Source organism: Novosphingobium ginsenosidimutans (assembly GCF_007954425.1).
Taxonomy (GTDB): Bacteria; Pseudomonadota; Alphaproteobacteria; order Sphingomonadales; family Sphingomonadaceae; genus Novosphingobium; species Novosphingobium ginsenosidimutans.
This window is the reverse complement of record NZ_CP042345.1, coordinates 669,504-694,898: the sequence shown is the minus strand read 5'-3', so window position 1 is coordinate 694,898 and position 25,395 is coordinate 669,504. Positions and strand designations below refer to the sequence as shown.

The window sequence follows — 25,395 nt, the reverse complement described above, 5'->3', positions numbered from 1 at the left end:
AGGGCCTGCAACACCTAGCAGGCCCTTCCACTATACGGGCGGGAACGGCGTTGGCTGCTTCCCGCCCGCTTTCTTTCATGGCAAGCGAGCGTGCAATGGCTTCACAGGCGCAACCCATCCGCAAGATCCTGATCGTCGGCGGCGGCTCGGCTGGTTGGATGACCGCAGCCGCGCTTTCCGCCAACCTGGCCCAGGGCTGCGAGATCGCCCTGATCGAAAGCGAAGAGGTCGGCACGGTCGGCGTGGGCGAGGCTACGATCCCGCCGATCCGCACCTTCAATCAGATGCTGGGCATCGACGAAGCCGAATTCATGAAACGCACCCAGGCGAGCTACAAGCTGGGGATCGAGTTCGTGAACTGGGGTCGGGCGGGCCACCGCTATTTCCACCCCTTCGGTCCGCACGGCCGCGCGTTCGACGTGGTGCCGGTGCATCAGCACTGGCTGCTGGCCAAGGCAGCAGGCGAAACCGCCGGGTTCGATGAACACTCGATGGCCTGGCACCTTGCCAAGGCCAACCGTTTTGTACGGCCGAGCGGGGATCCGCGCTCGGTCCTTTCGACGTTCGACTATGCCTATCACTTCGATGCCGGGCTCTATGCCCGCTACCTGCGCGCCTATTCTGAGCAACGCGGCGTGGTGCGGCATGAGGGCAAGATCGGCTCGGTCCAGCAGCATGGCGAGACCGGCTTCGTTACCGGCGTCACCCTGGAAGATGGGCGCAGTCTTGAAGCCGAGCTGTTTATCGATTGCTCGGGCTTTCGCGGCCTGCTGATCGAGGGCGCGTTGCAGGCCGGCTATGCCGACTGGACGCACTGGTTGCCCTGCGACCGAGCCGTGGCGATCCCCTGCGAGAAGGCGGGGGATTTCACCCCCTATACCCGCTCAACCGCGCGCGAGGCTGGCTGGCAATGGCGCATCCCGTTGCAGCACCGCACCGGCAACGGCCACGTCTATTCCAGCCAGTTCACCAGCGACGAAGCTGCGCTCGACGTGCTGCTCAGCAATCTCGATGGCAAGCCGCTGGCCGAGCCCAATCGCCTGCGCTTCACCACCGGCATGCGCCGAAAGTTCTGGGACAAGAATGTCATTGCGGTCGGCCTCTCCAGCGGATTCCTCGAGCCGCTGGAATCGACCAGCCTGCACCTGATCCAGGCCGGCATCTCCAAGCTGCTCGCGCTGTTCCCGGACACCAGCTTCGATCCGGCGGTGATCGCCGAGTACAACCATATCGCCGCCACCGAGATGGAGCGGATCCGCGATTTCATCGTGCTGCACTACAAGCTGATGGACCGCGATGAGCCGATGTGGCGGCACACGGCGGCAATGGAGGTGCCGGATAGTCTGGCCTTCAAGATCGATCACTTCCGCCGCTATGGCCGCCATATCCCGCGCGATATGGACCTGTTCGCCCCGCCCAGTTGGCACGCGGTCCATATCGGCCAGTTCAACCTGCCCGAAGGTACCGATCCGCTGGGGGCCTATCGCCCGAGCGGGCGCGAGTGGCTGGGCAAACTGCGCAGCGCCATGGCCAATGAGGCGGCGCGCCAGCCGAGCCACCAGGCCTTCATCGACCAGCATTGCAAGGCATGACCGATACTGCGCAGCGCGTCAGCCGGGCGGCAGCATTGCTGGCCGAACAGGATATTGACGCCGCGCTCGAGACGATCAGCGAAGCCGCACGGCGCGATCCCAACAGCCCGCAAGCCGCCTTTGGACACGCCCAGATCGCCTTTGAAGCCTGGCAGCCCGCCGCCGCCCTGTTCGAGCGGGCGGCCGCCTTGCTCCCCGGCCAGCCCGACCTGATCCGCAATCGTGCGCTGGCGCTGGCGGCAGAAAGTGCGGACGACCAAGCCGAAGCCCTGCTTGAGAGCGTGCTGGCGCAGCACCCCGGCTGGCTCGACGGGCACCGGACGCTCTGTGCCATGCGGATCACCAGGGGGGAGACCGAGGATTGGGATCGCTCCTATGCTGCGGCGGCCGCGCGTGAACCGGTCAACACCGCAGTCCGGCTCAGCTGGTTCCAGCAACACGCCACGCGCAAGGACTGGACCGCCGCCCGCGCAGTCCTGGCTGGCGCAGAGCAGGCCTGCGCACCCTCGCAGGGCCTGGCGCTGTCAGCCCTGTTCCTGATTGCCGAGAGCGGCGAGGGCATCCCGGATTTCGGGCCATTCGCCGCGCTGGCCGATCCTGGGACTGACCTGTGCCATGTCCGCTACTTGCTGCGCACGAGTCAGCCGGAAGCTGCGCTTGCCGTCGCCCAGCGGCACCTTGGCGGAGCTCAGGCGCGGATGTTCTGGCCCTATGCCGGGCTGTGCTGGCGATTGCTGGGTGATCCGCAAGCTGGTTGGCTCGATGGCGATCGGCTCCACGCGGCGGCAGTCGATCTGGATTTCACGCCGCAAGAACTGGCTGACCTGGCCGAAGCCTTGCGCCGCTTACACCGGATGAAGGCGCCCTATCCAGAACAGTCCGTGCGGGGCGGCACGCAAACCGACCGGCAGCTGTTCTTTCACCCCGATCCGGCGATCCGCCTGGCGCGCGACAAGGTGCTGGCGGCCGTGGCGGATTTTGCGGCGGCCCTTCCGCACGAACCGGGTCACCCGCTGCTCGAACGCGGCAGCAGCACGCTTCGCTTTGCGGGGAGCTGGTCGGTGCGGCTGGCTGGGGCAGGGTTCCATGCCAGCCACACCCACGTGCGCGGGTGGATCAGCTCTGCCTGCTATGTCAGCCTGCCAAAGCCAGACCAGCTTGGCGCACCGCCAGCCGGCTGGCTCTCGCTCGGCAGCCCGCCGCCCGAGCTCGGGCTTGACCTTGGGCCACTCAGGCAGATTGAACCGAAGCCAGGCCGCCTTGCGCTGTTTGGCTCGACGCTGTGGCATGCAACCGAACCATTCGCCGCAGGGGAGCGGCTGACCTTCGCGTTTGACATTGCCCCACCACGCTAAGCCGTTGAAGCGCAGCGCTGACCTGTCATAACGGGCCTATGGACGAGGACGATCTGGACCTCACCCCGCCGCGCCGGGTCAAACTGGGCGTGATCGTGCTGGTGGCGCTGCTGCATCTGGTCGCGATCCTGGCGCTGATCCGGGCCTTCGCGCCGGACTTCACCGCGCAGGCGGTAGAAACGATCACCAAGACCTTTACCGTCACCATCACTGCGCCCCCACCGCCGCCCGAGCCACAAGCCGAGCCGAAGCCCGCGGGAGCCGCTGGCGAGTCAGGCAAGAAAGCGATCCCGCGGGAGGTGAAGGCAGAACAGCCCAAGGTGGACATCGCCAAGGTCCCGGCACCCCGAGCCTCCAGCACGGGCAGCGCCGATACCTCGGGCGCGCGTGATAGTGGCAGCGGCACGGGCGCCGGCGGGACAGGTTCCGGCACGGGCAGCGGTGCCGGTGGCAACGGCCAGGGCGGCGGCGCGAGCAAGCCGGTCCATATCTCGGGCCGGATCGACAGGGCATCAGACTTCCCAATTCCGACCGGCGGGCGCGAGGCGCGGATCGGTAAGGCGGTGATCCTGGCGTTGACGATCAGTCCCGAAGGGCGCGCTACGGGCTGCCGGATCTACAAGTCGAGCGGGCTGCCCGATACCGACGAGGTCACCTGTCGGCTGGCGAAAGAACGGCTGCGCTTCAAACCGGCGCTCAATGCGGCGGGGGAGCCGGTGACCGGGACCTTCTACTGGCAGCAGAAATTCTTCTTCTGACCCGCTTGATCGCGGCCCCATGGGACGGCAAGGGTGGGGCAAAGGGAGAGTTACCGATGGCCACTGTCCACCCCGTCCCAGCCGAATGGGCCGCCCGCGCGCAGATCACGGCGGAGGTCTATGCCGAGAAGTACCGCGCCGCGCTGGAAACGCCCGAAACGTTCTGGCGCGCGGAGTCGGCCCGGATCGACTGGATCAAGCCGTGGACCAAGCTGAGCCAGTGCTCCTTTGACGAGGCCAGCTTCGGGATCGAATGGTTCTCCGACGGCACGCTCAATGTCTCGGCCAATTGCCTTGATCGCCACCTGGCCGAACGCGGCGATGTCACTGCGATCATCTGGGAAGGTGACGATGCCAGCCAGCAGCGCCGCCTGACCTACCGCGAGCTGCACGAAGAAGTCTGCCGCATGGCCAATGCGCTGAAGGCGCTGGGCGCCCAGCGCGGCGACCGGGTGACGATCTACATGCCGATGATCCCGGAGGCGGCTGTAGCGATGCTGGCCTGTTCGCGGATCGGGGCGATCCACTCAGTCGTCTTCGGCGGCTTCAGCCCCGAGGCGCTGGCCGGCCGGATCCAGGACTGCGACAGCAACCTCGTCATCACGGCCGACGCCGGGATGCGCGGCGGCAAGCTGGTGCCCTTGAAGGCCAATGTCGACGAAGCCTTGTTGCAGTGCCCAGGGGTTGGCGCAGTGCTGGTGGTCCAGCATGTCGGCAATCAGGTCACCGTGGCGGCGGGCCGCGATCACTGGTGGCATGAGCAGCGCGCGGCGGTTTTGGCCGATTGCCCTTACGAGGAAATGGGCGCGGAAGATCCGCTATTCATCCTCTATACCTCAGGCTCTACCGGTAAGCCCAAGGGCGTGCTCCACACCACTGGCGGCTACCTGACCTGGGCGGCGATGACCCACCAGTACGTGTTCGATTACCGCCCGGGTGAAATCTATTGGTGCGCGGCCGATGTGGGCTGGGTCACGGGGCACAGCTATGTCGTCTATGGCCCGCTGGCCAATGGGGCGACGACGGTGATGTTCGAAGGCGTGCCGAACTATCCCACCCACAGCCGCTTCTGGGAAATCGTCGACCGGCACAAGGTTGAGATCTTCTATGGCGCGCCGACCGCCTTGCGAGCGCTGATGCGCGAAGGCGACGATTGGGTGAAAGCAACCAGCCGCCAGAGCCTGCGCCTGCTTGGCTCGGTCGGCGAGCCGATCAATCCAGAGGCCTGGGAATGGTACTGGCGCGTGGTCGGCGATGGGCGCTGCCCGATCGTTGACACCTATTGGCAGACCGAAACCGGCGCCTGCATGATGACGCCGCTGCCTGGCGCCCATGCGTTAAAGCCCGGCGCGGCCAGCTTCCCGATGTTCGGCGTGGTGCCGCAGATCGTCGACGGCGATGGCAATGTGCTGCCAGAGGAGCCGGGTGTCGCCGCAGAGGGTAACCTTTGCATCACCCAGTCCTGGCCGGGCCAGATGCGCACCGTCTGGGGCGATCACGAGCGCTTCTTCCAGACCTATTTTACCACCTATCGCGGCAAGTACTTCACCGGCGATGGCTGCAAGCGCGACGAAGACGGCTATTACTGGATCACCGGCCGGGTCGATGACGTGATCAACGTTTCGGGCCACCGCATGGGCACAGCCGAGGTCGAGTCCGCCCTCGTCGCCCACGCCAAGGTGGCCGAGGCGGCGGTCGTCGGCATGCCGCACGAGATCAAGGGGCAAGGCATCTATGCCTATGTTACTTTGAATGCCGGCGAGGAGCCGACCGACGACATGCGCAAGGAACTTGTTGCATGGGTGCGGCACGAGATCGGCCCGATCGCCACGCCCGACGTGATCCACTTCGCACCCGCCCTGCCCAAGACCCGCAGCGGCAAGATCATGCGCCGGATTCTGCGCAAGATTGCGGAGGGGGATGTCTCGAACCTGGGCGATACTTCGACGCTAGCCGATCCTAGCGTGGTCGACAGCCTGCTGACCAGCGGGCGCTGAGACCGCCTGGTCAGGGCTGCTTGGTGCGGATCAGCATCGACGTGTCATAACCCAGCGCCTTGGCGCGGGCGATCTGAGCCTCGATCTTATCCGGGGCGGGAGTGGCTTGGCGCGCCAGCAGCCAGAGATACCGGCCCGACGGCTCGCCGACGATTGCCCAGGAATAGTCATCGGCACGGTCTAGCACCCAGTAATCGCCATAGAACGGGCCAAAGAAGCTGACCTTGAGCTTGGCATTGGTGACCGGGTCGCAGATCTTGGCCTTGCCGTTGGCGATCGAGATCTTGCCATCGGGCTTGCGGCAGGCATTGCGCACTGAAATCTTGCCGTCTTCGCGCAAGGCATAGTCGGCGCTCACGCCTTCGCAGCCCTTCTGGAACGACTGTTCATAGCGGGCAACCTCGTACCAACGACCCAGGTACTTGCTCAGCTCGACCGGCTTGGCTGGTTCCGGCACGGCGCTGTTGCCGACGGGGTGCTTGGGCCCCAGTGCGGCGCAGCCGGCCAGCAGGGCGGTTGAGGCAATGGCGAGGACGGCGATCTTGATCGGGCGATAGTTGGTCATTTGCGATTGTCCGTCCGGCGGCAGTGCCAGCCATTGAATCTGGGGGGTGAACGCCCCTATGCAAGGGGCATGATCGCCCAGACCATCCAGCTCGCTCTGGCCCCCGTCTTCGTGCTGGTGGCAATCGGCAACATCATGAACCTGCTTTCGACCCGGCTGGGGCGGATCGTCGACCGTTCGCGCGAGTTGCAGAAGCAGCACATGGCGACGAGCGGGCCCGAGCATGACGTCGTGGTGATCGAAATCCGCGCGATTGCCACGCGAATCCACCTGATCACCCGTGCCATTTTCCTGATGGTGCTGAGCGGCCTGACCATCGGGTTGACCGTGGCCGTGCTGTTCCTGGAGGAATTCGTCGCCGTCCGCCTGCAACTCGTGGCGGCCGGGTTGTTCCTGCTGGCAATTGCCCTGCTGATGTGGGCGCTGCTGCTGTTCCTGCGCGAGACGCGGGTCGCCTCGGCGCAATTGCGCATTCCGAAGAACCTGCTCGAACTGGAACGCGAGCTTTAGCTCAGCAGCTTACGGCCCTTGGCCTCGATCTGGCTGCGGATCATCGGCTCGACGAAGCTCAATGCCGCGGGCAGTTCGACGGTGAAAGCCACTTCGCTTTCGCCGACTTCGATCGCGCCGGTCATTTCCTGGCCCATCGCGCCGACTGTCAGGTCCATCTTGTCCTCGCTCTGCCAGTTGGTGCTGACCGAGGCGAAACCCGGAACGAAATTGGCAATCTCGCCCGAGCGCTCGCGGATGCGGCGGCGGGCCTCATCCTTGCCGATCGAGTGGGGGATAGCGATTCTCACTGGCCATTCTCCCCTTCGGGTCCAGCACCGTACTTGTAATCGAGATAGCGGGTCTTGATCGCAAGGTTGTCGATCGCACCGCTCGCCAGCTGGCGGGTCACGCTATCGATCTCGGCGCTGATCTTACCAAGGCTGTCGACCAGGTGCTGGTCCGGGCTTCCGCCGGCCTGGGCCTCACCGCGCAAGTGGCGCGGGATCGCGGTGTAGCTGGATATCAGCTCGGGCAAATGATCGCCGACCAACTTGCGAACTTCGAGCGCGGCGGGAGCATTGTCGGTCAGTCCGTCAAGCTGCGTCCCCAGCGCATCGAGCTGCAGCCCGATCGTATCAACCAGTTGCACTGCCGGGGCGGGGAGCGCCGGGCGCTGGTTCTCCAGCCACAGTTCGGTCCGCCCGACCAGCGACTTTACGTCACTGCCGCGCAGCGCTTCGCGGGTGGGGATTTTCACTTTGGGCACGGCAGCGAAAAAGGCCACGGCACTAAAGATTGCCATCATTGTCACCAGCACGCCGGTGATCCCGATCCCGTCGATGATCAGTCCGGCGACCATGGCGGCAAAGACAATTGCGCCGACGGTTGCCAGCGCCCGCTTGACCTGCTTGGCGGCATGCTCGCGCTTGATCGCGGCCGAGCGCCGTCCGATCGAATTGCGGCGCCCGCCATAGTCGCGGTTGTTGACCAGCGAGCGCTTGGCTTCGCGCAGGATCACGTCCGAATTGTGCGCCTCGCCGGCCAAGTCAGCCCTCCAGGCTCAGCAGGCTGGGTGCGTCCGCCGCCTTGGCGGCCTGGGCGGCCCCTTCGGCGCGGGCAATATAGCCCTTGGACTTCTCCACCTCGGCCGTCAGCGTGGTGACCGTCTGCTTCATGTTTTCGAGCGCCTTCACCTTGAAGGTGTCGATGTTGTCCATCGTATCATAGATGTTCTGGAAGGCGCGCTGCAGTGTTTCCAAGGGGATCGTGCTTGATGCCGCCATCTCATGGATCTTGCCGGTCTGGTCGCGCAGCAGCGTGCCGGTCGAATCGATCAGGCCTGCGGTGGTCTCGTTGAGCGCAGTGACCTGCTGCAATACCAGTCGCTGGTTGGCCATGGCCTGGGCCACGGTGACGGCTGTGCGCAGCGCGGCGACGGTGGTGGTGCTGGCGCGGTCCACACCCTTGACCAGTTCGATATTGTTCTTCTTGACGAGGTCCAGCGCCAGGTACCCCTGCACCGTCACGGCCATCTGCGTCAGCAGATCCTGGGTGCGCTGGCGGACATAGAACAGCGCCGTCTCGCGGATTGCCTTGGCCTTGGCCGGGTCGGTCGCGTCGAGATCGGCGGCCTTTTCCTCCAGCTTGGTGTCGAGCGCGCGGCTGATGTGGATCATCTGCTCCAGCGCGCCCATCGCTTCCCACAGCTTCTGCCGCTCCACGTCGATCGCGGCATTGTCCATCAGCAGCTCGTCCTTGCCGGACGAGAGGTGGCCCAGCACGGCCTGGATATGGCCCTGCGCGCTTTCATAGGAATGGAAATAGCGCTTCAGCGAGTTGCCGAAGGGGATGATGCCCAGGATCTTGCGGCCCTTGGAAAGCTTGCCCTGCTTGCCGGGATCAAGCTGTTCGACCGTGCGGCGCAGTTCGGCCAGATTGGCGCCGACGCCCGAATCCTTGTCCATCGCGCGAACCGGACGGTCGAGGAAGCGGTTGCTCATACCCGCGGCCGCCATGATTTCCTTGCGGCCCATATTGGTGATCTGATCGACCTTTTTGCCGAATTCGGGCGAGTTCGCGTCTGAGGCTAGCAGATCGTTGACGAAGGCATCGACGCGCTGGTCGAGCTTCGATTTGGCATCGTCGGCCACTGGAACCAGACCCACCGCCTGTTCGGGCGCAACCACGGGTACCGGATCAGGCGGCGTCAGGGTGATCGTCGGGGCGGCAGTCTCGGTCGAAGTTGGCGTGCTGGCCATGGGGCAATTCCGTGTTTGCAAAAGCTACCGCCAACATGGGGCGGATTGCCGCACAGTTCAAGCTGTGTTGTGATGCTAATACAGGAACACGGATTTTTGCCATGCACCAACTATTTGCGGTCGATCAGCCACCCAGTAGCCGCGCCAATCGGCCGGGCTTCTTGGAGGGCGGGGTCTGGCCGGTGATCTGGAACAGGTAATTTGCCAGCAGCACGGCCTGGCTGGCGGTCATCACAATATGGTGGTTGTCGACCTCATCGCCCTTGAGCTGGCGTGTCGACTGTACGGTCTGGAGCTTGAGGTCAAGTTTGTCGGCAAAGCTGGAGTGGGACCAGCCCACCAGGATGCCATAATCATGCCGATCTTGCGGATCGCGATTCATCGCGGTGTTCCCCCGTGCCCCCTGCGCGACCTTGCCTTAGCCTAATTGGCCAACCGCGAAATGCAAAGCGCCGCGCCGCCCCGAAACGGGACAGCGCGGCGCGATTGCCGCCGGTTTGACGGCTTAGGCGGCGAGCTTGATCGGGGCGATCTCGCCCGAGAGGTACTGCTTCTTCGCCTTGGCGCGGCTGAGCTTGCCCGAGCTGGTGCGCGGCAGGGTGCGCGGCGGGACCAGTTCGACGATCGCCGGGTGGCCCAGGATCGAACGAACCTTGTCGCGGATCGTATCGTGCAGCTTCTGCCGTTCAACCGGATCGGAGACGCGGCAGTGCACCAGAACGGCGACTTCTTCCTCGCCCGTTTCGCTCTCGACCGAGAAGGCGGCGATGTCGCCATGGTTGAAGCCCGGCAGCTGTTCCACGGCCCATTCGATGTCCTGGGGCCAGTGGTTCTTGCCGTTGATGATGATCATGTCCTTGGCGCGGCCGACGATGAACAGATAGCCATCGACCATATAGCCCATGTCGCCCGTGTCGAGCCAGCCATCGACCAGGCAGGCTGCAGTCGATTCGGGATCGCGGAAATAGGAGTGCATGACCGACGGGCCCTTGCACCAGACCTTGCCGATGTGATGATCGGGCAGGGCTTCGCCGCGCTCGTTACGGATCGCCAGATCCATGTCCTTCACGGCCTTGCCGCAGTTGACGATGGCACGGTAGCGGGCGGGGCGGCTGAGATCGCGGGGGGTGCCCGACAGGCGCTCTTCCTCGACCAGTTCGACGCGGATCCCCTCGCCCGGCGGCATCAGCGTGACCGCCAGGGTCGCTTCCGCGAGGCCATAGGACGGAAGGAAGGCGCTCGCCTTGAACCCGGCGGGGGCAAAGGCGTTGACGAAGTTCTGCATCACGTCGGGCCGGATCATGTCAGCCCCGTTGCCGGCGATCCGCCAACGCGACAGGTCGAAGCGTTCGGCAACGTTGCTCTGGCTCGAGATGCGGCGGGCGCAGATATCATAGCCGAAGGTTGGCGAATAACTGCACGAGACGCCCTTGTTGCGGGTGATAAGGTCCAGCCAGGCCAGCGGACGGCGGGCGAAATCCTCGGTCTTGAGGTAATCGGCCGAAACCTGGTTGGCGATCATCGACAGGAAGCAGCCGACCAGGCCCATGTCGTGGTACCACGGCAGCCACGAGATGCAGCGGTCTTCCTGCGTGAACTGCATGCCGTGGGCATGGCCGCTCAGATTGTTGAGCAGCGCCTCGTGCGTCACTGCCACGCCATGCGGGAAGCGGGTCGAGCCGCTGGAATATTGCAGATAGCAGATGTCGTCCGGGCTGGCCTGCGGCAGCTCGCACGGCACGGCGGGCTTCTGGGCAAAGTCTTCCCAGGCGATGCCGTCGCACTTGCCGGTCAGCGCTTCCTGGCGCTTCGCGGCGGCACCCGCCATCTCGGCAATCTCGGCCGGATAGAACAGCACCTTGGGGTCGGAACTTTGCAGCTGGACCGCCAGCTGGTCGATATAGCCTTCCTTGCCGCCAAAGCTGGTCGGCAGCGGCAGCGGCACTGGCCAGGCGCCGGCATAGACCGCGCCGCAGAACAAGGCAGCAAAGTCAGGGCCGGTTTCGGCGACCAGCGCCACGCGGTCACCCTTGCCAATGCCCAGCGCGATCAGGCGATAGGCCATGTCGATGGCATCGCGGCGCAGTTCGCTGAAGGGATAGACCCGGATCAGGGTGCCGCGCGGATCGTGAAAGTTCATGCCGCGCTGTCCTTGCGCCGCATAGTCGATCGCATCACCAAAGGTGGCAAAGTCCGAATAGCGGCGCGGGTGCGCGTCGTAATTGGGCGTCGGCACAAGGCCTTCGGCCGTCGCGGCACTCGCCAGAGTGGCGGCATCAGTCATTAAAATAACCCGTCTTTCCAGTCGGATGCGCCGTTTTTCGGCGTCACACGCGTCCCCAATTGTCTGGGTGGTTCCCTGATAGCCCACCCGCACCCTTCCCCAATCGCCCGACAGTGTGGCACGATTAGGGCAATGGTGCCCCCATCCGCCTCACGATCGGCCCGCAGGCCGCGCGAACGCCGCCCGCCCAAGCCGCTCGACAAGGCGCGGCTGAACGAGCTGGCGCTGGCCTATCTGGCGCGGTTTGCGACCTCGGCGGCGAAGTTGGAAGCCTATCTGCGCCGCAAGCTGCGCGAGCGCGGGTGGGAGGGGGAAGGCGAGCCGCCAGTGTCCGCGCTGGTCGAACGCTGCGTTGAGGCTGGCTATGTCGACGATGCCGCCTATGCCCACTCGAAGGCGGGCAGCCTGCGCCGCCGCGGCTATGGCGAGCGGCGGGTCGATCAGTCGCTCGGTGCCGCCGGAATCGGCGCGGACCTGCGCGAAGAGGTGCGCGGCACTGCGTCTGAAGCCCGCCAGGCCGCCCTGGCCCTGGCCCGCAAGCGGCGCTTGGGCCCGTTCGGACCCCCACCGGCCGATCGCCAGGCCCGCGAAAAACAGATCGCGATACTGCTGCGCGCCGGGCACCGACTGGACATCGCCCGGCAGGTGGTGGAAGCTGACACCGTGGCCGGGCTGGAAGTCTGGGCCGAGGAGGTAGATTGATGCGTCACCTGTTGTTCGCCCTGCTGGCCGCCACCTTGGTCGCCTGTTCGCCCGGGGCGGGCGGCGCGGCCTCTGCGGCGGCCAAGGTAGTCCATCCTGAATCCGGGCTGGAGGTGATCCCGCTGACCGTGACCAGCGCCAGCGGCACGCATAGCTTCAAGGTCGAGGTCGCCCGCTCCGCCATGGAGCAGGCCAGGGGGCTGATGTTCCGGACCAAGCTGGGGCCGGACGAAGGCATGATCTTTCCGATGAGCCCGCCACGCGGGGCTTCGTTCTGGATGCGCAACACGGTGATCTCGCTTGACCTGATCTTCATCGCGCCGGACGGGCGGATCAGCAACATCGCGGCCAAAGCCGTGCCCTATGACGAGACCCCGCTGCTCTCGATCGGCGCGGTTAAGGCGGTGCTTGAGATCCCCGGCGGCCGGGCCGCTGAACTCGGCATCGCGCCGGGGGACAAGGTCGCATGGTAGTGCTTGCCCGGCCCGGCTTCCAAGGCTAACGCGCGCCCATGGGAATCCTTGGCAAGATCTTCACCTGGTGGGACGGCGCGACGATCGGGACGCTGTTCAATTCTGCGCTGACCGGCGAGCACGTCGGCACCGATGCGCAGGGCAATAGGTACTATCGCTCGAAGAAAGTCCGCAAGGACGGCCCCTTTGCCGGGACTGAGCGCCGCTGGGTGATCTACAACGGTGCCAACGATGCCAGCCGCGTGCCGTCCGAATGGCACGGCTGGCTTCACCATTCCTATGACGGGGTGCCGGAAAGCCATCTGCCCCCGCCGCGGATCTGGGAAGTCGATTATACCCCCAATGCCACTGGCACGGTCCAGGCCTATCGTCCGCAAGGCGCGCTGGAACGCGGCGGCAAGCGCGCTGCGGCGACTGGGGACTATGAGGCGTGGAGCCCGGACGCCTGACCATGCGGCGCCTGCTTGCGCCCGGCCTGGTCCTGCTGCTGGCGGCCTGCAACGGCAGCGGCAATCCCGACGCTTCGGCGACTGACATTCCCGAAGGGGTGGCGGCGCAGGCCAGCGTTCCCGCTGTAGAGAGCGAATATGGCACCCCGGTCAAGGACCGCGTCGCCACGCTCGGCCTGCTCAACAAGCGCAACAACATTACCCAGGATATCGTGCTCAAGTCGGGCGAAGCGCGCCGGGTGGGCAATGTGGTGGTCCGGCTGGCAACCTGCGAGCGGACCTTGCCGTGGGAACGCCCGGCCGAGACCGGCGCCTTCGTTCAGGTCTATGTCGAGGAGCGGGCAGATACCGAGAGCGCGCTCGCGTGGCGCAAGGTCTTTTCCGGCTGGCTGTTCAAGAATGCGCCCTCGCTCAACGTGGTTGAGCACCCGGTCTATGATGTCTGGGTCAAGGACTGCGCGATGAAATTCCCGGGCGAGGAAGACAGCCCCGCTTCCGCAGCATCGCCGAGCAGCGCGCCGAAGGCGGCGGGCAGCGCCAGTCCTTCACCGTCGCCATCGGCCTCCCCCTCAGCCGCGCCGACGCCAACGCCAGCGGCCAAGACGGCTGCGCCCTCGATCGATCTCTGAGCGGAGCGCAGCAGGGCCAGATAGCGGGCCTGGCTGATCTCGATCGCACCTAGCGAGGCGAGGTGATCGGTCATGAACTGGCAATCAAGTAGTTCCGCGCCTCCCCGCCGAAGCGCCGCGACCAGCCAGGCCAGCGCCACTTTCGAAGCATCGGGCACCCGGCTGAACATCGATTCGCCGCAGAACACCCGGTCAAACCCGACGCCATAGAGCCCGCCAACCAGTTCCCCTTGCTGCCAGCATTCGATCGAATGGGCATGGCCGAGCGCGTGTAGTTCGCGGTAACTCGCCTCGATCCGGTCGCTGATCCAGGTCTCACCCGATTCGCGGCGCGGCGCCGCGCAGGCCTGCATCACTGCGCCGAAATCGGCATTGCAGGTAACGGTAAAGCGCCCGCGCCGCAGGGTGCGGGCCAGCGAGCGCGAACAGTTAAAGCCATCAAGCGGCAGAATCGCCCGGCGCCGCGGCTCAACCCAGAAGATCTCCGGATCGTCGCGTGCGTCGGCCATCGGGAAGATCCCGCTGCGATAAGCCATCATCAGCAGATCTGGCTCGATGGTCTGGAGTGGCACCGGCGCGTGCATGAAACGCATTATAGCAGATACCGCGTCGCGCGGGGACAAGTTCCTTGCCAACCGGCTTCGCCTGACCTAAGGGCCAGCGCGCCTGCAGGAGTGTAGCTCAGCTGGTAGAGCATCGGTCTCCAAAACCGAGGGCCGCGGGTTCGAATCCTGCCACTCCTGCCACCGTCTCTTCCACCCATTAAGCCGAGCGACGAGCCGATGTCCGCCGAACTGACCTTCGCGCCCACTGCCGTTCGCCGCACTGGCGTTGCGGCCTGGCTGGCCGCGCGGCCGACTGCCCGCGAGGGGTTGCTGCTGGGCCTGGCGCTGGCGCTGATCGCCTGCCTGCCGGTGCTGGTCGCAAAGTACCCGCAGATGGTGGACTATCCGGCACATCTGGCGCGCTATTACGTGATGCTGGAGCGCGCCGATAACGCCTTCCTGCAGCGCTATTACGAATTTGACTGGAAATGGTCGGGCAACCTTGGCGCGGACCTGCTGGTCCAGCCGCTGGCCGCCTTGTTCGGGCTGGAAACCGCCGGGCGGATCATTTCTGGCCTGGTGCCGCTGCTGACCGCGCTGGGCATCCTCGCGGCCGAGTGGAGCCTGCGCCGACGGATCGGCCTGGGATCGCTCCTGGCGCTGTGCTTTGTCTGGTCGCCGGGGCTGATCCTGGGCTTCCTCAACTTCGGCCTTGCCCAGGCTGCCGCGCTGTTCGCCTTCGCCGCCTGGGTGCGGCTGGAAGGCAAGGCCTGGCGGCCCTTGTTGTTCATGCCAGTCGGGATCGCCGTCTGGATCATGCATGTCTCTGGCTGGGGCATGCTCGGCATCCTGGTCTTCGGTTACGAGTGGTCACGCCACAAGGGCATATCCGCTTTCCTCGCACCCTGGCCGCTGTTCCTGCCGTTCCTGGCGCTGGTCGGCGGCGATCATCCCGGCAGCCTGCCCAGCTATGGTCCCAATGTCTGGATCTTCAAATGGGCGATCTGGAAGCAGGCGATGCGCGATGGCGTGGTCTGGCTCGATCATGCCAGCCTGATGCTGGTCGGCGCGGTGCTGTTCTTTTCACTGTTGCTGCGGCGGATCGATGGCCGGCTTGGCTGGGCCGCCGTCATCCTGCTGCTCGGCTCGATCCTGATGCCGCGCCATATCTTCGGCGGTGATCTTGCCGATGCGCGGATGATCTACTCTGGCTTGCTGGTTGGCTGCCTGGCGCTGAGCTGGCAGGTGCCGCGATGGCTGTTCTGGGTCGCCCCGGCGCTGTTCCTCGCGCGGATCAGCGTAACGACCGAAAACTGGGAGCGCGGCTCAGCCGAGACCGAGCGCTTGCTGGCCGCGCTCGATCACCTGCCGCAGGGGGCACGGGTAGCGAACCTGGTGGTCACCAACGGTGCCGTCTGGGGCTACAATGCGCAGGAGCACATCGGCGGCTATGCCGTGCTGCACCGCAATGTCCTGATCAACGCGCATTTCGCCGTGCCCGGGATCCACATGATCCGGCTGAAGCAAGGCGGCCCGAACTTCCGCGACCCCAGCCAGCGGATGCTGTGGCGGCCGGGCAAGCCGATCGACCTGTCGAACTGGGCACCGGCCAAGGACATGGACTGGCTGTGGTACGTCGGCCCGCGCGAGCCCGACGCTCTGCCGGCGGGGGCGGTCGTCGTCTACCGTGCGCCCGGCACTCTCGTGGCGCGGCTTGCAAAAGTTCCGGGCGATAGCTAAGTGCGGCGGTGTCTTCCGACATAGGAGTACACATCGCCCCTCCCGGCCACTGCGGCCGGGGCGGCGATGAGCCCTTGGCGGAAGGCGGGAACGAAACTCAAGTGACAGGCTAGGAAGCCATGGCCAAGATCAATCCCGGCGAATTCATGCGCCAGGTTCAGGCGGAAGCACGCAAGGTCGTGTGGCCGACCCGGCAGGAAACCACGACCACCGCGATTTTCGTGGGAATCATGATGCTTATCCTGGCGCTGTTCTTCCTCAGCGTGGACACGGTCTTCGGCGCAATCGTCAGCTGGCTGCTCTCGCTCGCCTGACCTGTCGCACTCACCAGATACGGAAATTCACAATGGCTCGCTGGTACATCATCCACGCCTACTCGGGCTTCGAGAACAAGGTGCGCGAATCGATCTTGGCCGAGGCAGAGCGCCTGGGCCTGGCCGCGCTGGTCGAGGCGGTCGAAGTGCCGTCCGAAACCGTCACCGAAGTAAAGCGTGGCAAGAAGGTTCAGGTCGAACGCAAGACCATGCCAGGCTACGTCCTCGCCAAGCTGGCGATGAACGACGATGTCTACCACTTGGTCAAGAACACCGCCAAGGTTACCGGCTTCCTCGGCAACAACAACAAGCCGCAGCCGATCTCGGATCGTGAAGCCGCCCGGTACTTCGGCGCCCGCGACGCCGCCGCGGCTGAACCCAAGAAGCACATCAGCGTCGATTACGAAATCGGCGATTCGGTCAAGGTGCTCGACGGCCCGTTCAACTCGTTCACCGGCGTGGTGGAAGAACTCGATTTCGACAAGAACCGCGTCAAGGTCTCGGTCTCGATCTTCGGCCGCGCCACCCCGGTCGAACTTGACTTCGAGCACGTCGAACTGGTGAAGTAAGTCGCCTTCGTCTGCCGCTGCCTAGCGGCTGCAGACCGCCGCATTGCCTTTTTCCGCGCCGATCCGGCTGTTGCCGCGCTGTGTGTTGATCATGATGCCCTGCGCCGCGCAGCTGCGCAGCTGAAAGCGGACTTTTCGGGCCTTGAAGTCCAAGCTGATCTTGCGGAAGTTTTCCATCAGGTCGGTACCCAGCAGCAGCGCGGGCTTCGCCTCCAGCCCGAAGACTTCGAACGGCGGCACGTCGGCGAAGGCGACTGGCACGTTGTTCATGATCACGCCGCCAACGCGCAGCTCCCGCACTGTCGCCATTTCCAGCTTGATCGCCTTGCCAGTCACCCCGATCACCTCGATCGGTTCGAGCACAGCCTGATGCCGCCGGACGATCTGGTTGCGCAGCGCCATGTTGCCGATCGTGATCTCGGAGCCGGTATCAACCACGGCATCAAGCGGCAGGCGGTTGGCGCTGACTTGGGTTAGAATCAACTGTCCGCGCTTCAACCGCGCTGTGACGACAATCTCGCCATCCATCCGCGGAGCCGGCTTCTTGGCATCGTCGACGCTGATCTTGCGTTTCTCGAAATCAAGCATCAGCCGCTGCTCGACCAGCGCATCGAGCCCGATCATGCCCGTCGCGCCGATGTCACGCTCATCAAGCCTCGGTAGTTCGAGATCTCTGAACGCCGAAGGCCCCAATTGCAGTGCATCAACCAGCACCCGCTCGACCCGGCGGCTCTCGGTAATGCCGTTGAGCAGCGCAGGTCGGCCTGGCGGCAGGCGCAGCGCGGACGCAAGGCGTGAGCCGATCACCGAACTATCTGCCCCGCTATCGACCACGAAGCGGTAAGGTCCAGTGCCGTTAACTCCGACCTCCACCGTCAGGCGCGAGCGCAGCTTGCGCGCGGCAATCTCCTCGCCGCCGATGTCCAGGTTGTCGTCAATCACCGCGGGGGCCAGCGGCGGCATCTTGTAAGCGGGGTCGATCGGCTTGCGCTCACGCGCAGCACTGGCTTGGACGGCCGCGATCGATGCGACCAGCGCGATGGCTCCGAAGAATGTTGTGCGACTGCGGTTTTGCATGGTGGCAATAGGTTTAGCGGGTTGGCCAGAATTCGGCCACCTTGGCTCGACGAGGGTCGGTCTGCTGCTGCCCAACGGGCCAGCCCCTTGGTTGGTCAGAGCGGTAGCAAGCCGTGGCGAGCAGCATAGCCGGCTATCATCATGGACGAATCGACCAAGCCATGACCAAGGATCAACGGCCACAGATTCCACCCGGTGCGGGTGCGCAGCCACCCGAAATAGACGCCGACCACGGTCGTAACGATCACGCCGCCCCAGCCTTGGTAGGCATGCGGCAGGCCGAACAGCACGGCCTGAATGGCGATGGCGAGCCACAGTCGCCCCTTGATGCCGCGCAGGCGGGTCAGGCGATCCAACAGGAACCCGCGCCACATCATTTCCTCGCCAAAGCCAGCAGCGAACCAGGCAACCAACACGACCCAGAGCATAAGCGAGAGCGGGCTTGCGGTGACCTGCGTCATCACGGCGCTGACGTCGACCTGCGCAAAGCCGGCCCACTGCACCAAGCGAACCCCGATCTGGAACCAAAGGACGATGGCTCCTGCGCTGGCCAGCCCGATGGCCCAGGCCTGGAGCCAGCTTCGGGGCCGGTGCAATGCAAAAGCCGCCGCCAGAGCACCATCACGGCGCAGCCACCACCAGGCCAGCAGCAATCCGCCGCCGACCCCGGTTGCGGCAGAAAGCGCCAACCCGGCAGAGGTTTGGCCCAGGATCAGGATGGGGGGAGCCGAGCCTGCCAGATAGATCGCCGCGACGGTCAGGAGCTGAACCAAGAAGCGACCCCATCCCAGCGGCCGCGCAGTATCGGTCATGGTTCCTCCTTACCCGTCTGGCGTCGTGCAGAATCTCTATGGACCGGATGGCGTTGGTGCAATCAGCGTTACTGCGTTTGCACCAGCAAAAAGCTTGCATTTCCGGTGCGGAGGGCTAAGTGGCGGCGCTTCGGCGGGCCCCGGCCCGGCGATTCCGTGCGGGAGAAGGGCCTCGGCCCTTCGTTTGACCGCTTACTCTGAAGCCCGGGTTTCCGGGCTGATAGGAAGAAAGGAGGCCCATCGTGGCCAAGAAGATTGAAGGCTATATCAAGCTGCAGGTTCCTGCAGGCAAGGCGACCCCGTCGCCGCCGATCGGTCCGGCCCTGGGCCAGCGCGGCGTGAACATCATGGAATTCTGCAAGGCGTTCAACGCCGCCACGCAGGACCTTGAACCCGCCATGCCGATCCCGACCATCATCACGGTCTATGCGGATCGCAGCTTCACCTTCGTTACCAAGACCCCGCCTGCCACCTTCCTGATCAAGAAGGCGATCAACCTGAAGTCGGGCTCAAAGGAGCCGGGCAAGGTTTCCGCCGGAACGATCAAGCGCTCGCAGCTGGCCGAGATTGCCCAGGTCAAGATGGCCGATCTCAACGCCAACGACATCGAAGCGGCAACGAAGATCATCGAAGGCTCCGCGCGCGCGATGGGCCTGCAGGTCGTGGAGGGCTAATCACATGGCACAAACCAAGAAGCAGAAGATGCTGGCCGAAAAGCTGGGCGACAATCAGGCCGTGCACGGCTTTGACGATGCGCTGAAGCTGCTGCGCGAGCTGAAGACCACCAAGTTCGACGAAACCGTCGAAGTCTCGCTCAACCTTGGCGTCGATCCGCGCCACGCTGACCAGATGGTCCGCGGCATGGTCGTGTTGCCCTCGGGCACCGGCAAGGACGTGAAGGTTGCGGTCTTCGCTCGCGGTGACAAGGCGGAAGCCGCGCTCGCCGCCGGGGCCGACAAGGTTGGCGCCGAAGACCTGCTGGAAGACATGCAGAACGGCAACCTCGACTATGGCCGCGTGATCGCTACGCCTGACCTGATGGGTCTGGTTGGCCGTCTCGGCAAGGTGCTGGGTCCCAAGGGCCTGATGCCGAACCCGAAGCTCGGCACCGTCACCCCGAACGTCGCCGAAGCGGTCAAGGCTGCCAAGGGCGGCCAGATCGAATTCCGCGTCGAAAAGGCCGGCATCATCCACGGCGGTATCGGCAAGATGAGCTTCAGCGACGAAGCCCTGAAGGCCAACTTCGACGCTTTCGTCGATGCTGTGGTCAAGGCCAAGCCGTCGGGCGCTAAGGGCAAGTACCTGCGCAAGGCCGGTCTGTCCTCGTCGATGGGCCCGGGCCTCAAGCTCGACGTTGCGCAGGTCCACGGCGCCTAAGCCGAACCTGAGCTTACCAGATCAGAGGGGCCGGGAGGGTAAGCCTTCCCGGCCCTTTTGCTTTGTGCCATCCTGCCCGGGTCAAAGGGGAGGATGCGATGCGACTGGCGATGATCATGGCCCTGGCCGCCGGAACGGCTGCCGCGCCGCCGGCCGCGCCCCCGCAGACCCATGCCCAGATCGACGTGCCGCGCGCCCGCGCGCAGCAGGTGATCGTGCAAAGCCGGGAGTTCCCGGTCGGCGGTGAGAGCGGGTGGCACGTCCATCCGGGGACAGAAGTGGCCTATGTCACGGCCGGCCGGCTCGAATTGCGGATCAAGGGTAAGACGACGGTGCTGGAGCCGGGTGACAGCTTCACGATGCCGCGCGGGGTGGCCCACAATGGCGCAAACCACGGCGCGGAGCCCGCGCGCGTGGTCATTACGCTGGTGGTCGACAAGGGCGTGCCACCGCGCCAGAGCGTGGCGGCACCCTGATCGCCGGTTATACGGCGTCGAAAAGTTCGATTGTCTGCGCGGGCAGGCTGATGCCGAGCTCGGTCTGGTTCATCCAGACGATCCGGCCCTTGATCGGTGCGAAACCTTCGAACTCAACTGGCACCTTTTCGCCAATTTCGCGGTCGAGCACATGCGGCATAAAGGCCCGCAGGCCGCTGGCCGAGACATTGCGTACCGAACCGGAATCGCCATCGATGAGCACCTTGCTCGGGCCCTGATGAAGGTTTTCGCCATAGCGCGGCTCGGTGCGGTGGTCGGCATTGCGGACCGTCATCCGCGTGATCTTGCCCAACATTCCCAGCCCGCTCGGCTGCTTGCGGCGCTGCAGCGGCGAGAAGTCTGAGGCCGCAATTCCGGCCATGATCTGCTCCCGCCGCGACATCAGGCGGTCGTTGGCTGCCGGATGCGTGGCGGCATAGACCGCGGCGTGACTGCCGGCGGCGGGGAGATAGCGTTCGGCCACGCTGGGATGCAGCGGGTATTCGAATTCGACACCGATATGCTGGCCATTGTTCCAGATCACCGTCACCGACTGGCTCTCGAGGCCGGGGAGCTTGAGCCAGGCCTGGTGATCGGCCGCCGCTGGGTAAAAGCCAGCAATCTGACAGCCGAAAGCAGAGAAGGTCAGCACCTTCACGTCAAAGGCGGTGCGGCCGCGCTCGCGCATCGTGGCATCGATACCCAGGGGCGCGCGAGCGGCGCGGCGCTTTTCGACGATGCCGGAATTGCGGGCGAAGTTAATAGCCACGGTGAAAGCTCCTTGCTGAGATCCAAACAGGTGCGACCCCGGATGCGCCAGCCGTTACCACCTGGTTGAATCGCCTCAACGATGCATTCGGCATTGTCCCATCGTGGGGTTAAGGAGCGTGGTTAAGTTAACGTGAAACTTAGAGCGCAGAGGCAGCATAGCATTCAAGCACGTGGGCCAGTGGGCGGCCATCGGGCAGGCGCAGGACAGCGCGCTGGAACAGGACCGTGCCGGCCGGGCAATCCAGCCCCGCGCCGCGCCGCGTCTCGATCAGTTCGCGGCGGAAACCCAGCGGGGCGGCGACCTTGCCAAAGGGCGTGGTGCTGCTGGCCAGAACCGCGTTCATTTCCGGCGTCAGGCGGCTCGGCACGTACCAGTTTTGCGCCTGGCTCAGCAGGCGATCGCCGCAGGTTAGTCGGACATGGCGGCTGCCAAGCGGTTCGCTGGCCGGAACTGCGAGCAGACTGCGCAGGTCACCCGGCTCCTCGAGCAGTTGTCCCGGCACCTGCTCGGCAATCACGCGGGCCGGGTTGGCAAGGCCCTGCTGTTCGCACCATTGCTCCAGCGCGGCGGTGGCGCTGTCATGGCTGGCAAGCATGCGCTCCAGCCCCTCAACCGGAGCGGCTGGCTGGATTGCGCAGGCGGTCAGCCCGGCCAGCGCCGCCGAAGGGAGGATGCGGTTCATGGGTAGCTCAGATCCCGCCGGGCACGGCCTCGCGGCCGGTCGCTGCCAGACCCGCCGCCAGCGCGGCGGAGCAGGTTTCGAGCTGGGCAGCATCGGTGCTGCGGATCACGAAGTTCGCGCCGACCCGGCCTTCGCGGAAGAAGGGATAGGAGCCGATCGCGACGCCTTCGTGGTCCCTCTCGGTCTGGCGCAGCAGATCGGCGATCTCGCTTTCGGGGACCCAGCAGCCAACTGTCGCCGAGAGCACGGGCAGGCCGCCCTCCAGCGTCCCGGTCAGCGCATCAAGCATGCCGGCCGTGATCGAAGGGACGCCGGCCATGATGAACACGTTGCCGATCTTGATCCCCGGCGCGCCTGACATCCGGTTCGGGATCAAGTCGGCCCCAGCCGGCACGCGGGCCATGCGTAGCCGGGCATCGTTGAGGCCGCCGCGGGTTTCGTAATAGCGTTCCAGGATCGCGCGGGCATCGGGGTGGATCACCACGTCCACACCCAGCGCGGCGGCGATGGCATCGACGGTGATATCGTCGTGGGTGGGGCCAATGCCGCCGGTGGTGAAGAGGTAATCGTTGCGCGCGCGCAGGATGTTGACGGCTTCGACAATCGCCGCCTCGTCATCGGCGACGACCCGCACTTCCTTCAGCCGGATCCCCTGGACGTTGAGCCAGGCGGCAACCTGCGCCACGTTCTTGTCCTGAGTCCGGCCAGAGAGAATCTCGTCGCCGATAACCAGCAGGGCGGCGGTCCAGGTACGCGAAGTGTCAGCCATGTCGGCGGGTTAGGCGAAAGCCGTCCCTCGCGCAATCGGGCCTTTGGTCGACTTAGGCGTCAACCGTTTCGCGCACGCGGCGGAATTGCAGGATCCCGTCGTCAAGCGGGGCCTGCCGCATGTCCAGCCGGTCCTTGCGGTATTCCTGGTTGATCCGCCACGGCAGGCTCGGCGCGTTCCGGGGCAGGATGTGCTTGCTGCGCTGGAAATAGCCCGACGAGAAATCGGCGAAGATGTCCTCGGCCTCCGGCTCGTCTTCCTTGGCCAGGACCGGGATCGCGACCTGGGCATGGATCGCATCCAGTTGCTTGACCAGCCGGGTGACGAATTCACCGACGATGTCGACCCGCAAGGTCCAGCTCGCGTTGACATAGCCGAACACCGAAATCAGGTTCGGCACGTTCGAGAACATGCAGTTGCGGTAATAGTAGTGCTGCGAGAAATCGACCGGCGCGCCATCCACCGCAACCGCGATCTTGCCGGCCATCGCCAGCTTCAGGCCGGTCGCGGTGACAATGATATCGGCATCAAGGTGCTGGCCCGACTTGAGCTGGATCCCCGTCTTGTCGAACTTTTCGATGTGGTCGGTTACAATGCTGGCCTGGCCGGCCTTGATCGCTTCGAAAAAGTCGGCATCGGGCACCAGGCACAGCCGCTGCTCCCACGGATTGTAGGGCGGGGTGAAATCGGCGGCGTTGTATTGCGGGCCAAGGTGTTCCTTGAGCTGCTTTTCGAGGAAGTCCTTGACCTTGTCAGGGGCCGAACGGGCGCGCTTGAAGGTCAGGTCCTGCAGGAAGATGTTCTTGGCCCGGGTGATCGCATAGGCGACCTTCTCAGGCAGGAATTTGCGCAGAGTGTTGGCAAAGCGGTCCTTGGCCGGGCGGCTGACCATCCAGGTCGGCGTGCGCTGCAGCATGGTGACATGGCCCGCGCCGGACTTCGCCATGGCCGGCACGATCGTCACCGCCGTCGCACCAGAGCCGATCACCACCACCTTCTTGCCCTGATAGTCGAGATTGTCCGGCCAGAACTGCGGGTGGATCACCTGGCCCTTGAAGTCCTTGCGGCCAGGGAAATTGGCATCATAGGGCTCATCGTAATCGTAATAGCCCGCCCCCAGGAACAGGAAGCGGGTCAGAACGCGGCCTTGCTTGCCGTCCTTGTCTTCGGTCACCACGGTCCAGCGCGCGGCTGCGCTGTCCCAATCGGCGCTGACCACTTTCAGGCCAAAACGCATGTTGGGGCGCAGGCCATATTCGTCGGTGATGCTGTTGAGGTACTCAAGAATCGCCGGGGCATCGGCGATCGACTTTTCGTGCTTCCACGGCGCGAACGAGAAGCCCAGCGTGTGCATGTCGCTGTCCGAACGGATACCGGGATAGCGGAACAGGTCCCAGGTTCCGCCCAGCTGGTCGCGCCGGTCAAGAATCGCATAACGCTTGCCTGGGCAGTCCCTGGTCAGGTGCACCGCCATGCCAATGCCGGAGATTCCGGCCCCCACGATCAGGAAATCAAGCACTTCTTCAACCGGCGACATCGCGTTCATGAACCTGGTCTCCCACCAGCAATTGACATCTTTGTCAGTTTAACCGCCCGCTTAACTCAAGTGAGCCGGGATTGCCAGCATCATGCCGCTTTGGCAGAGCTTGGCAATGATCATCGCATCGCGCCGTTACGCCGGAGGGCGGGTTGCCCTCTCCGATCTGCCGCTCGACGGCAAGCCGCGCGGCGATCTGCCCGCCGGGACCTTTGACTGGATTGGGCTCTATGCGCCCGATGCGGCGGAAATGGCGCTGCTTCAGGCGCAGTTCGGGCTTCACCCGCTCGCCGTCGAAGATGCGCTTAACCCGATGCAGATGCCCAAGGTCGATGCCTATGGGCAGCAGCTGTTCATCGTCGCCCGCACCGCCGCGATCGAGGAGGGCGACAAGATCGCCTATGGCCAGACCGCGTTGTTCCTGGGCCGCGATTTCATTGCCACGGTGCGGTTCGGATCAGAGCGCGATCACAGCTTGGTCCGCAACCGGGTGGAGGCGGCGGCCGAGCATCTGGTCGAGGGGCCGGACTATGTCGCTCATGCCATTCTCGACTTCGTGGTCGATGGCTATCACCCGATTATGGAGCGACTGGAAGAAGCGGTCCAGACGATCGAGGAGCGCGCGATCGACGCCTTCCCCGAGCCTTCGACCATTCGCCGGATTTTCCGCCTGCGCCGCCAGCTGCGCCGCTTTGTCCGGATCGTCGGGCCGATGGAGGAAGTTTGCGAGCGGCTTTCCACCACCGATCTGCCGGTGATCGATGTCAGCGCGCGGGTCTGGTACCGCGATGTGCTTGATCACATGCACCGCACGATGCGGCGGATTGCGGGGCTTAATGAAACGCTCGCCTCGGTGGTTGAAACCGCCAGCCTGCTCGAGCAGCATCGCCAGGGCATGATGACCCGGCAGCTTGCCGCCTGGGCCGCGATCCTGGCGGTGCCAACCGCGATTGCCGGGATCTATGGCATGAATTTCGACTATATGCCCGAGCTGCGCCAGCCGTGGGGCTATCCCGCGGTTATGGCCGTGATCGCCGCGATCTGCGGCGGCTTGTGGCTGCGTTTCCGGCAGATCGACTGGCTTTAGCGCTGCCCGCGCTGTGGACAGCGGCACGGATACAACCAAAAGCCGCTGTTACGGTTGTCGCACGCCTGTCATAGAACGGTCACA

General features: G+C 64.8%; 28 protein-coding genes, 1 tRNA gene and 1 pseudogene. 17 read left to right on the top strand and 13 right to left on the bottom strand.

The window, feature by feature from the left end:
- Nucleotides 1-95 precede the first annotated feature (95 nt).
- The 4 genes from FRF71_RS03490 to acs are packed head-to-tail and all read left to right on the top strand — an operon-like array spanning nucleotide 96 to nucleotide 5,702.
- Complete coding sequence (locus FRF71_RS03490; RefSeq protein WP_147089259.1) at nucleotides 96-1,592, top strand: tryptophan halogenase family protein; 1,497 nt, start codon at nucleotides 96-98, stop codon at nucleotides 1,590-1,592.
- On the top strand, nucleotides 1,589-2,947 hold the full coding sequence (locus tag FRF71_RS03485; protein ID WP_147089258.1) for a putative 2OG-Fe(II) oxygenase: 1,359 nt from the start codon (nucleotides 1,589-1,591) through the stop codon (nucleotides 2,945-2,947). The genes FRF71_RS03490 and FRF71_RS03485 overlap by 4 nt, the downstream gene beginning before the upstream one ends.
- Nucleotides 2,948-2,985: 38 nt before the next feature.
- Complete coding sequence (locus FRF71_RS03480) at nucleotides 2,986-3,705, top strand: energy transducer TonB (protein WP_147089257.1); 720 nt, start codon at nucleotides 2,986-2,988, stop codon at nucleotides 3,703-3,705.
- 56 nt (nucleotides 3,706-3,761) lie between these two features.
- The gene (gene acs, locus FRF71_RS03475; protein ID WP_147089256.1) at nucleotides 3,762-5,702 is read left to right on the top strand and encodes an acetate--CoA ligase; all 1,941 of its coding nucleotides are present in this window, start codon (nucleotides 3,762-3,764) and stop codon (nucleotides 5,700-5,702) included.
- 10 nt (nucleotides 5,703-5,712) lie between these two features.
- Here the strand turns inward: acs and FRF71_RS03470 are convergent, their stop codons facing one another.
- Nucleotides 5,713-6,267: a lipocalin family protein gene (locus FRF71_RS03470; RefSeq protein WP_147089255.1), complete on the bottom strand. Its 555-nt coding sequence runs from the start codon at nucleotides 6,265-6,267 to the stop codon at nucleotides 5,713-5,715.
- A gap of 69 nt (nucleotides 6,268-6,336) precedes the next feature.
- On the opposite strand from FRF71_RS03470, the gene FRF71_RS03465 reads away from it, so the two are divergent.
- Complete coding sequence (locus tag FRF71_RS03465) at nucleotides 6,337-6,777, top strand: DUF2721 domain-containing protein (RefSeq protein ID WP_147089254.1); 441 nt, start codon at nucleotides 6,337-6,339, stop codon at nucleotides 6,775-6,777.
- Here FRF71_RS03465 and FRF71_RS03460 read toward each other — a convergent pair.
- From FRF71_RS03460 to FRF71_RS03440, 5 genes are all read right to left on the bottom strand, one after another.
- Complete coding sequence (locus FRF71_RS03460) at nucleotides 6,774-7,067, bottom strand: polyhydroxyalkanoic acid system family protein (protein ID WP_147089253.1); 294 nt, start codon at nucleotides 7,065-7,067, stop codon at nucleotides 6,774-6,776. The genes FRF71_RS03465 and FRF71_RS03460 overlap by 4 nt on opposite strands.
- A complete protein-coding gene (locus FRF71_RS03455) occupies nucleotides 7,064-7,804 on the bottom strand; it encodes a hypothetical protein (RefSeq protein ID WP_147089252.1) in 741 nt (246 codons plus the stop codon). Before FRF71_RS03455 ends, FRF71_RS03460 begins: the two co-directional genes overlap by 4 nt.
- Nucleotide 7,805: 1 nt before the next feature.
- Nucleotides 7,806-9,017, bottom strand: coding sequence for a toxic anion resistance protein (locus FRF71_RS03450; RefSeq protein ID WP_147089251.1), 1,212 nt, complete (start codon nucleotides 9,015-9,017; stop codon nucleotides 7,806-7,808).
- Nucleotides 9,018-9,141: 124 nt separating this feature from the next.
- A complete protein-coding gene (locus FRF71_RS03445) occupies nucleotides 9,142-9,399 on the bottom strand; it encodes a hypothetical protein (RefSeq protein WP_147089250.1) in 258 nt (85 codons plus the stop codon).
- Nucleotides 9,400-9,522: 123 nt separating this feature from the next.
- Nucleotides 9,523-11,301 carry a fatty acyl-AMP ligase gene (locus tag FRF71_RS03440; protein WP_147089249.1) on the bottom strand — a complete coding sequence of 593 codons (1,779 nt, stop codon included), beginning with the start codon at nucleotides 11,299-11,301 and terminating at the stop codon, nucleotides 9,523-9,525.
- A gap of 132 nt (nucleotides 11,302-11,433) precedes the next feature.
- Here FRF71_RS03440 and FRF71_RS03435 point away from each other — a divergent pair, with 132 nt between their 5' ends.
- From FRF71_RS03435 to FRF71_RS03420, 4 genes and pseudogenes are all read left to right on the top strand, one after another.
- Complete coding sequence (locus FRF71_RS03435) at nucleotides 11,434-12,003, top strand: regulatory protein RecX (RefSeq protein ID WP_147089248.1); 570 nt, start codon at nucleotides 11,434-11,436, stop codon at nucleotides 12,001-12,003.
- Nucleotides 12,003-12,476, top strand: coding sequence for a DUF192 domain-containing protein (locus tag FRF71_RS03430; protein ID WP_147089247.1), 474 nt, complete (start codon nucleotides 12,003-12,005; stop codon nucleotides 12,474-12,476). Before FRF71_RS03435 ends, FRF71_RS03430 begins: the two co-directional genes overlap by 1 nt.
- 38 nt (nucleotides 12,477-12,514) lie before the next feature.
- Nucleotides 12,515-12,925, top strand: coding sequence for an NADH:ubiquinone oxidoreductase subunit NDUFA12 (locus tag FRF71_RS03425; protein ID WP_147089246.1), 411 nt, complete (start codon nucleotides 12,515-12,517; stop codon nucleotides 12,923-12,925).
- Nucleotides 12,926-12,927: 2 nt separating this feature from the next.
- Nucleotides 12,928-13,323: pseudogene (locus FRF71_RS03420) on the top strand (DUF2155 domain-containing protein); the annotation flags it as partial.
- 35 nt (nucleotides 13,324-13,358) lie between these two features.
- Here FRF71_RS03420 and aat read toward each other — a convergent pair.
- Nucleotides 13,359-14,138, bottom strand: coding sequence for a leucyl/phenylalanyl-tRNA--protein transferase (aat, locus tag FRF71_RS03415; protein WP_147091505.1), 780 nt, complete (start codon nucleotides 14,136-14,138; stop codon nucleotides 13,359-13,361).
- Between the two features lie 86 nt (nucleotides 14,139-14,224).
- Between aat and FRF71_RS03410 the strand changes: the two genes are divergently transcribed.
- The 4 genes from FRF71_RS03410 to nusG all read left to right on the top strand — a co-directional run bounded on the left by FRF71_RS03410 (nucleotide 14,225) and on the right by nusG (nucleotide 16,722).
- A tRNA-Trp gene (locus FRF71_RS03410) sits at nucleotides 14,225-14,300 on the top strand.
- Between the two features lie 36 nt (nucleotides 14,301-14,336).
- A complete protein-coding gene (locus FRF71_RS03405) occupies nucleotides 14,337-15,839 on the top strand; it encodes a hypothetical protein (RefSeq protein WP_147089245.1) in 1,503 nt (500 codons plus the stop codon).
- 119 nt (nucleotides 15,840-15,958) lie between these two features.
- On the top strand, nucleotides 15,959-16,153 hold the full coding sequence (gene secE / locus FRF71_RS03400; RefSeq protein WP_147089244.1) for a preprotein translocase subunit SecE: 195 nt from the start codon (nucleotides 15,959-15,961) through the stop codon (nucleotides 16,151-16,153).
- A gap of 32 nt (nucleotides 16,154-16,185) precedes the next feature.
- Entirely contained in the window at nucleotides 16,186-16,722 is a 537-nt protein-coding gene (gene nusG, locus FRF71_RS03395; RefSeq protein WP_147089243.1) for a transcription termination/antitermination protein NusG, read from the top strand.
- A gap of 21 nt (nucleotides 16,723-16,743) precedes the next feature.
- Here nusG and FRF71_RS03390 read toward each other — a convergent pair whose 3' ends face one another.
- Both FRF71_RS03390 and FRF71_RS03385 read right to left on the bottom strand, forming a co-directional pair.
- Nucleotides 16,744-17,799 (bottom strand): aspartyl protease family protein, encoded by a 1,056-nt coding sequence (locus tag FRF71_RS03390; RefSeq protein ID WP_147089242.1) that lies wholly within the window; start codon nucleotides 17,797-17,799, stop codon nucleotides 16,744-16,746.
- Between the two features lie 95 nt (nucleotides 17,800-17,894).
- On the bottom strand, nucleotides 17,895-18,611 hold the full coding sequence (locus tag FRF71_RS03385) for a CPBP family intramembrane glutamic endopeptidase (protein WP_147089241.1): 717 nt from the start codon (nucleotides 18,609-18,611) through the stop codon (nucleotides 17,895-17,897).
- Between the two features lie 242 nt (nucleotides 18,612-18,853).
- Here FRF71_RS03385 and rplK point away from each other — a divergent pair, with 242 nt between their 5' ends.
- The 3 genes from rplK (at nucleotide 18,854) to FRF71_RS03370 (ending at nucleotide 20,464) form a co-directional block, all read left to right on the top strand.
- Complete coding sequence (gene rplK, locus FRF71_RS03380) at nucleotides 18,854-19,285, top strand: 50S ribosomal protein L11 (RefSeq protein WP_147089240.1); 432 nt, start codon at nucleotides 18,854-18,856, stop codon at nucleotides 19,283-19,285.
- Between the two features lie 4 nt (nucleotides 19,286-19,289).
- Nucleotides 19,290-19,988, top strand: a complete 699-nt coding sequence (rplA, locus tag FRF71_RS03375) for a 50S ribosomal protein L1 (protein WP_147089239.1) — start codon at nucleotides 19,290-19,292, stop codon at nucleotides 19,986-19,988.
- A gap of 98 nt (nucleotides 19,989-20,086) precedes the next feature.
- Entirely contained in the window at nucleotides 20,087-20,464 is a 378-nt protein-coding gene (locus tag FRF71_RS03370; RefSeq protein WP_147089238.1) for a cupin domain-containing protein, read from the top strand.
- Nucleotides 20,465-20,471: 7 nt separating this feature from the next.
- On the opposite strand, the gene FRF71_RS03365 is transcribed toward FRF71_RS03370, so the two are convergent.
- The 4 genes from FRF71_RS03365 to FRF71_RS03350 all read right to left on the bottom strand — a co-directional run bounded on the left by FRF71_RS03365 (nucleotide 20,472) and on the right by FRF71_RS03350 (nucleotide 24,224).
- Complete coding sequence (locus FRF71_RS03365) at nucleotides 20,472-21,233, bottom strand: hypothetical protein (RefSeq protein WP_147089237.1); 762 nt, start codon at nucleotides 21,231-21,233, stop codon at nucleotides 20,472-20,474.
- Between the two features lie 139 nt (nucleotides 21,234-21,372).
- Nucleotides 21,373-21,918, bottom strand: coding sequence for a hypothetical protein (locus tag FRF71_RS03360; protein WP_147089236.1), 546 nt, complete (start codon nucleotides 21,916-21,918; stop codon nucleotides 21,373-21,375).
- A gap of 7 nt (nucleotides 21,919-21,925) precedes the next feature.
- Complete coding sequence (locus FRF71_RS03355) at nucleotides 21,926-22,687, bottom strand: competence/damage-inducible protein A (RefSeq protein WP_147089235.1); 762 nt, start codon at nucleotides 22,685-22,687, stop codon at nucleotides 21,926-21,928.
- Nucleotides 22,688-22,739: 52 nt separating this feature from the next.
- Entirely contained in the window at nucleotides 22,740-24,224 is a 1,485-nt protein-coding gene (locus tag FRF71_RS03350; RefSeq protein WP_147091504.1) for a flavin-containing monooxygenase, read from the bottom strand.
- 115 nt (nucleotides 24,225-24,339) lie between these two features.
- On the opposite strand from FRF71_RS03350, the gene FRF71_RS03345 reads away from it, so the two are divergent.
- Nucleotides 24,340-25,311, top strand: a complete 972-nt coding sequence (locus FRF71_RS03345; protein ID WP_147089234.1) for a magnesium and cobalt transport protein CorA — start codon at nucleotides 24,340-24,342, stop codon at nucleotides 25,309-25,311.
- Nucleotides 25,312-25,395: the final 84 nt, after the last annotated feature.

Bases quoted from the DNA above. Each gene is read 5' to 3' on its own strand.
- FRF71_RS03360 (WP_147089236.1), bottom strand. From the start codon at position 21,918: ATGAACCGCATCCTCCCTTCGGCGGCGCTGGCCGGGCTGACCGCCTGC.
- FRF71_RS03465 (WP_147089254.1), top strand. From the start codon at position 6,337: ATGATCGCCCAGACCATCCAGCTCGCTCTGGCCCCCGTCTTCGTGCTG.
- rplA (WP_147089239.1), top strand. From the start codon at position 19,290: ATGGCACAAACCAAGAAGCAGAAGATGCTGGCCGAAAAGCTGGGCGAC.
- nusG (WP_147089243.1), top strand. From the start codon at position 16,186: ATGGCTCGCTGGTACATCATCCACGCCTACTCGGGCTTCGAGAACAAG.
- FRF71_RS03485 (WP_147089258.1), top strand. From the start codon at position 1,589: ATGACCGATACTGCGCAGCGCGTCAGCCGGGCGGCAGCATTGCTGGCC.
- FRF71_RS03470 (WP_147089255.1), bottom strand. From the start codon at position 6,267: ATGACCAACTATCGCCCGATCAAGATCGCCGTCCTCGCCATTGCCTCA.
- FRF71_RS03440 (WP_147089249.1), bottom strand. From the start codon at position 11,301: ATGACTGATGCCGCCACTCTGGCGAGTGCCGCGACGGCCGAAGGCCTT.
- FRF71_RS03405 (WP_147089245.1), top strand. From the start codon at position 14,337: ATGTCCGCCGAACTGACCTTCGCGCCCACTGCCGTTCGCCGCACTGGC.
- aat (WP_147091505.1), bottom strand. From the start codon at position 14,138: ATGCACGCGCCGGTGCCACTCCAGACCATCGAGCCAGATCTGCTGATG.
- FRF71_RS03390 (WP_147089242.1), bottom strand. From the start codon at position 17,799: ATGCAAAACCGCAGTCGCACAACATTCTTCGGAGCCATCGCGCTGGTC.
- FRF71_RS03490 (WP_147089259.1), top strand. From the start codon at position 96: ATGGCTTCACAGGCGCAACCCATCCGCAAGATCCTGATCGTCGGCGGC.
- FRF71_RS03430 (WP_147089247.1), top strand. From the start codon at position 12,003: ATGCGTCACCTGTTGTTCGCCCTGCTGGCCGCCACCTTGGTCGCCTGT.
- FRF71_RS03435 (WP_147089248.1), top strand. From the start codon at position 11,434: ATGGTGCCCCCATCCGCCTCACGATCGGCCCGCAGGCCGCGCGAACGC.
- FRF71_RS03355 (WP_147089235.1), bottom strand. From the start codon at position 22,687: ATGGCTGACACTTCGCGTACCTGGACCGCCGCCCTGCTGGTTATCGGC.
- FRF71_RS03445 (WP_147089250.1), bottom strand. From the start codon at position 9,399: ATGAATCGCGATCCGCAAGATCGGCATGATTATGGCATCCTGGTGGGC.
- FRF71_RS03385 (WP_147089241.1), bottom strand. From the start codon at position 18,611: ATGACCGATACTGCGCGGCCGCTGGGATGGGGTCGCTTCTTGGTTCAG.
- FRF71_RS03345 (WP_147089234.1), top strand. From the start codon at position 24,340: ATGATCATCGCATCGCGCCGTTACGCCGGAGGGCGGGTTGCCCTCTCC.
- FRF71_RS03450 (WP_147089251.1), bottom strand. From the start codon at position 9,017: ATGGCCAGCACGCCAACTTCGACCGAGACTGCCGCCCCGACGATCACC.
- FRF71_RS03480 (WP_147089257.1), top strand. From the start codon at position 2,986: ATGGACGAGGACGATCTGGACCTCACCCCGCCGCGCCGGGTCAAACTG.
- FRF71_RS03370 (WP_147089238.1), top strand. From the start codon at position 20,087: ATGCGACTGGCGATGATCATGGCCCTGGCCGCCGGAACGGCTGCCGCG.
- acs (WP_147089256.1), top strand. From the start codon at position 3,762: ATGGCCACTGTCCACCCCGTCCCAGCCGAATGGGCCGCCCGCGCGCAG.
- FRF71_RS03350 (WP_147091504.1), bottom strand. From the start codon at position 24,224: ATGTCGCCGGTTGAAGAAGTGCTTGATTTCCTGATCGTGGGGGCCGGA.
- FRF71_RS03425 (WP_147089246.1), top strand. From the start codon at position 12,515: ATGGGAATCCTTGGCAAGATCTTCACCTGGTGGGACGGCGCGACGATC.
- secE (WP_147089244.1), top strand. From the start codon at position 15,959: ATGGCCAAGATCAATCCCGGCGAATTCATGCGCCAGGTTCAGGCGGAA.